The 5,237-nt window shown below is 76.0% G+C and carries 1 protein-coding gene; it reads right to left on the bottom strand.

What is annotated here, in order from left to right; translation table 11 throughout:
• A partial coding sequence (locus tag B9S61_RS20220; protein WP_103543522.1) for a non-ribosomal peptide synthetase occupies positions 1-5,237 on the bottom strand: 5,237 nt, incomplete at both ends.

Below are 5,237 nucleotides of genomic sequence, written 5' to 3'. Positions count from 1 at the left end.
GTGGCCGGGCGGGTCCTCGCGTACGACCACCACGGCCTGCGCGACCGCCGGGTCCGCGGCGAGCACGGCCTCGATCTCACCGGGCTCGATGCGGAACCCGCGCACCTTGACCTGCCGGTCGATCCGTCCGAGGAACTCCAGGCTGCCCCCGGCTCCCCGGCGGGCCAGGTCGCCGGTGCGGTACATGCGCGCCCCGGGCGGGCCGAAGGGATCGGCGACGAAACGCTCCCCGGTCAGCGCGGGGCGGCCCAGGTACCCGCGCGCCAGCCCCTCACCGGCCACGTACAGCTCACCGGGCACACCCGCGGGGACCGGTTGCAGCGCGCCGTCCAGCAGGTACACGCGGGCCCCGGCGACGGGCTCGCCGAGCGGCGGACGGACCCGGCCGCTCAGCGGGCGGCTCATCGTCGCCATGACGGTCGCCTCCGTCGGGCCGTAGGCGTTGACCATCCGGCGCCCGGACGACCAGCGCTCCACCAGGTCGGGCGGGCAGGCCTCGGCCCCCACCACGAGGGTCGTGCCCGGCGGCAGCGCGTCCTCGGGCAGCACGGCCAGGGAGGACGGCGGCAGCAGCAGCGCCGTCACGCCGTGCCGGGCCACCGTGGCCGCCAGCGCCGGGCCGGGCAGCAGCTCGTCCGCCGGCGCGGTGACCGCGCACGCCCCCGTCAGCAGGGCCGTCGCCAGCTCCCACACCGAGGCGTCGAAGCTCGACGAGGCGAACAGCAGCACCCGCTCGTCCGCGCGCAGCTCCAGACCGGCGCGCTGCTGGGCGACCAGGGCCGCGATGCCGAGGTGCGGCACCTGCACACCCTTCGGGCGGCCGGTCGACCCGGAGGTGTAGATCACGTACGCGGTGTGCGCGGGCCTGAGCGGCCGCACCCGGTCCGCGTCCGTCAGGTCCGCGCCGGAGAGGCCGCCGTCCACCGGCGCCGTGCCCGGACTGCGCGTCCGTGCCGCGCCCGCCCCGGCGAGCAGCTCCGCCGTCCGCGGGGTGGTCAGCACCAGCACCGGCCGGGCGTCGCCGACGATGTGCCGCAGCCGTTCCGGCGGATAGCCGGGGTCGAGCGGCAGGTAGGCGGCACCGGCCTTGAACACGCCCAGGACCGCGACCGTCCACTCCGCCGACTTCGGCATCGCCACGCCCACGACGTCCTCCGGGCCGATCCCCTCCGCCGCCAGCTCGCGCGCCAGCCGGTTGGCCCGCTCGTTGAGCTCGCCGTACGACAGGGAGCACACCCCGTCGACCGCGGCGACGGCGTCCGGCCGCTCCCGCACCCGCTCCTCGAACAGGGCCGGGAAGGTGTCCGGCTCCGGGGACGCGGGCCCCCGCGCGGCGGCGCCCAGCGCGGTCCGCTCCTCGTCCGTGAGCAGATCCAGCCGGCCCGTCGGCTCCGCAGGGTCCGCCAGGAAACCGTCCAGGACCCCCCTGGCCCGGGTGAGCAGGGCGGCCCCCTCCTCCGCGGTGAACAGGTCGGCCCGGTAGCTGAGTTCCAGGCTCAGCCGCTCGCCCGGCACCACCACCAGGTTCAGCGGGTAGTGCGAGGCGCCCGGCACGGGCTCCTCGTCCACCGTCATGCGCAGCCCCGGCACCTGCCGCTGGACGGCCTCCCCGTCGAACGGCGCGCTGGCGAAGTCGACGACCGTGTCGAAGAGTTCACCCGTCCCGTGGGTCCGCTGCACCTCGGTGAGCCCGAGGTGCTGGTACGGCCGCAGTCCGGCCTGCCGCTCCTGAAGACCGGCCAGCAGCGCGCCGAACGGCCGGGCCGGGTCCAGACGGACGCGCACCGGGACGGTGTTCATCAGCAGGCCCACGATGTCCTCGGAGCCGGGCAGGTCCGCCGGGCGGGCGGCGGTGGTGGCACCGAAGACGACGTCGTCGCGGCCCAGCAGCCTGCCCAGTACGACCGCCCAGGCGCCCTGCACCAGGGTGTTGAGGGTCAGTCCCGCGCTGCGGGCGGCGGCGGTGAGCGCGGCGGTCCGTTCGGCGCCGACGGTGTGCGTCACCAGGTGCGGCACACCGGCCGTGGCGGCCTCCGCGTCCGGGGCGACCAGCGTGGGCTCGTCGAACCCGGCCAGCTCCTCGCCCCAGGCCCGGGCCGCCGCCGCGGTGTCCTGCCCGCCGAGCCAGCGCACGAAGTCGGTGAACTGCGCGGGCGCGGGGGCCGGGTGGGCACCGCCGCGGGCGTAGGCGGCGAACAGATCGCGGAAGAACAGCGGCAGGGACCAGCCGTCGAGCAGCCCGTGGTGGTGCGACACCACCAGCAGGTGGTCGTCGTCGGCGAACCGGGCCAACGTGACCAGCAGCAGCGGCGGTTCGGCCAGGTCGAAGCGCCGCATCCGCTCGTCGGCGAGCAGCTCGGCGACCCGGTCCCGCCGCTCCCGCTCACCCAGGCCGCTCAGGTCGGCCTCGCGCCAGGGCACCCGGACGTCCTCGTGCACCAGTTGCACCAGGCGGCCCGAGCCGAGCAGCCGGAAGGAGACCCGCAGCGCGCTGTGCCGGGCCAGAACCGCGTCGAAGGCCTTGCGCAGCACCGCCGGGGACAGGGTCCCGGTGAGCCGTACGGGCGCCTGGGCGGTGTAGACGTCGACACCGTCCGCGGCCAGCATCGCGTGGAAGTGCATGCCCTGCTGCAGCGGTGTCGGCGGCAGCACCTCGATGTACGGCCGCCCCAGCGACTCCAGTTCGGCCAGTTCGGCCCCGGTGAGGGTGATCGGCGGCCCGGCCGGGGCAGCCGGCACGTCCGGCTCGGGAGCGGCCGGAGCGGACGTCTCGGCGAGGCGGGCGACGGTCTTGTGGACGAACACGTCCCGGGCGCTGACGGCGAGCCCGGCGCGGTGCGCGCGGGCGGCCAGCCGCATGGCGGAGATGGAGTCGCCGCCGAGGTCGAAGAAGTCGTCGTCGACGCCGACCTCCTCCCGGCCCAGCACCTCCGCGAACACGTCGTGCAGGGTCCGCTCCCGCTCCGTGGACGGCGGCCGGTAGGCGCTCGCCGCCTCGAACTGCGGCTCGGGCAGGGCCCGTCGGTCCACCTTGCCGTTGGGCGTGAGCGGGAAGGCGCCGACGGCCATCACCAGCGCCGGGACCATGTACGCGGGCAGCCGCTCGGCGACGGCCGCGCGCAGCGCGCCGGGACGCACCGCGGCACCGGGCACGGGCGTCACGTAGCCCACCACCCGCCGTACGCCGCCCGCGTCCTCGGACACCGCCGCCACCGCCCGGTCCACCGACGGGTCGGCCGCGAGGGCGGCCTCGATCTCGCCGAGTTCGACACGGTGCCCGCGGATCTTCACCTGGAAGTCGGACCGGCCGCGGTACTCCACCACCCCGTCCGGGCGGCGCAGCCCCAGGTCACCGGTGCGGTACATGCGCGCACCCGGCTCCCCGAGCACGTCGGCGACGAACCGCTCCGCGGTCGCCGCCGGGCGGCCCAGGTAGCCGCGGGCGACCCCGCCGCCGGCGATGTACAGCTCGCCGACCACCCCGTCCGGGACCGGGCGCAGGAAGCCGTCCAGGACGTACACGCGCGTGTTGTCGGCCGGCGTGCCGATGGCCGGGCCGGCCGCCGCGTCCCCGTGCCACAGCATGGCGTCCACGGTGCACTCGGCGGGCCCGTACAGGTTGTAGACCGACAGGTCCGCCACCGCGTGCAGCGTCTCCCACAGGTCGGCGCCGACCTCCTCGCCGCCGAGCGCCAGGACACGCGCCCGGTGCCCCTGTCCGGACGTCTCGAACATGCCGGCCGCGAGCAGCTGGCGGGCCACCGACGGCGTGGTGTCGACGACGTCGACGGCCGCGCGGGCCGTGAGGCCGGCCAGGGCGACGGCGTCCTTGCGGACGTCGTCGTCGACCAGCAGCAGCTCGTGTCCGCCGACCATCCACAGCAGCTGGCTCCAGGAGGCGTCGAACCCCAGGGAGTTGGTCAGGGCCGCGCGCAGCGTCCGGCCCCCGGCACGCCGCTGCTCCGGCTCGAAGAAGTTGGCCCGGTGGCTGTGGAACATGTTGACCAGGTTGCGGTGCTCGACCGCGACCCCCTTGGGCAGGCCGGTCGAGCCCGAGGTGTGGATCACGTACGCCAGGTGGTCCGGCCGCAACGGCCGCGCGCGGTCGGCGTCCGCCAGGTCCGAGGCGTCCCCGGGCAGCACGGCCGTGTCGGCGCGCAGCGTCCGGCCGGGCACCTTCGGCGCGGTCTCCGCGTCGGTCAGGACCAGCACCGGCCGGGCCTCCGCGCAGATCACCGCGATCCGCTCGGCCGGGTGTCCGGTGTCGAGGGGCAGATAGCCGGCGCCCGACTTCAGCACCGCCAGGATCGCCACCACCGCGTCCACGGTGCGCGGCAGCGCCACGCCGACCAGCAGGCCGGGACCCGCGCCCTCGGTGACCAGCAGCCGCGCCAGCCGGTTGGCCTCGGCGTTGAGGGCGGCGAAGGTCAGGCGGGTGGTGCCGTCACCGACGGCCACCGCGTCCGGAGTGGCCCGGACCTGCTCCTCGAACACCCGGGGCAGCGTTCCCTCCGGGTGCGCCACGGTCCGTCCGGAACAGTCGCGCAGCAGCTTCTCCCGCTCGGCCGGGAAGCACAACGGCAGCCGGCCCGCCGGGAGATCGGGCCCCGCGGCGATGTCGCGCAGCAGCCCGCACAGCCGGCGCAGCAGCCCGGACGCCGCATCGGCGGTGTACACGTCCTCGCGGTGGTTGAGCTCCAGCCGCAGCCCCTCGCCGGGGTGCACGGCGAGGCTCAGCGGGTAGTGGGTGCCCTCGAAGGCGTCGTCCACGACGTCCCGCAGCAGTGTCACCGCGAGACCGGGCACCTCGGCGCCGCGGACGGCACTGTCGACGGGAACGTTCTCGAAGGCGACGGTGGTGTCGAACAGTTCCGCCACGCCCGCGGCACGGTGGATGTCGGCCAGGCCCAGGTACTCGTGCCGGGTCAGCGCCGTCTGCTCCTCCTGGAGACGGGCGAGCAGCCCGGCCACCGGCTCCGCCGGATCGATCCGCACCCGTGCGGGCACCGTGTTCATCGTCAGGCCCACCATCCGCTCACTGCCCGGCAGTTCGGGCGGGCGGCCGGCGACCGTCTGGCCGTGGACCACGTCCCGGCTGCCCGTCAGCACCGACAGCAGCAGCGACCAGGCGCCCTGCACCACGGTGTTCAGGGTGAGTCCGCGGGAGCGCGCGGTCTCCGTCAGCCGTGCCGTGTCCGCCGGGGACAGCTCCGCGACGGCGCGCCGCTGGGCCCGGG

Source organism: Streptomyces sp. SM1 (assembly GCF_002910825.1).
GTDB lineage: Bacteria > Actinomycetota > Actinomycetes > Streptomycetales > Streptomycetaceae > Streptomyces > Streptomyces okerensis.
The sequence above is the reverse complement of the archived record's forward strand: the minus strand, read 5'-3'. Positions and strand labels throughout refer to the sequence as shown.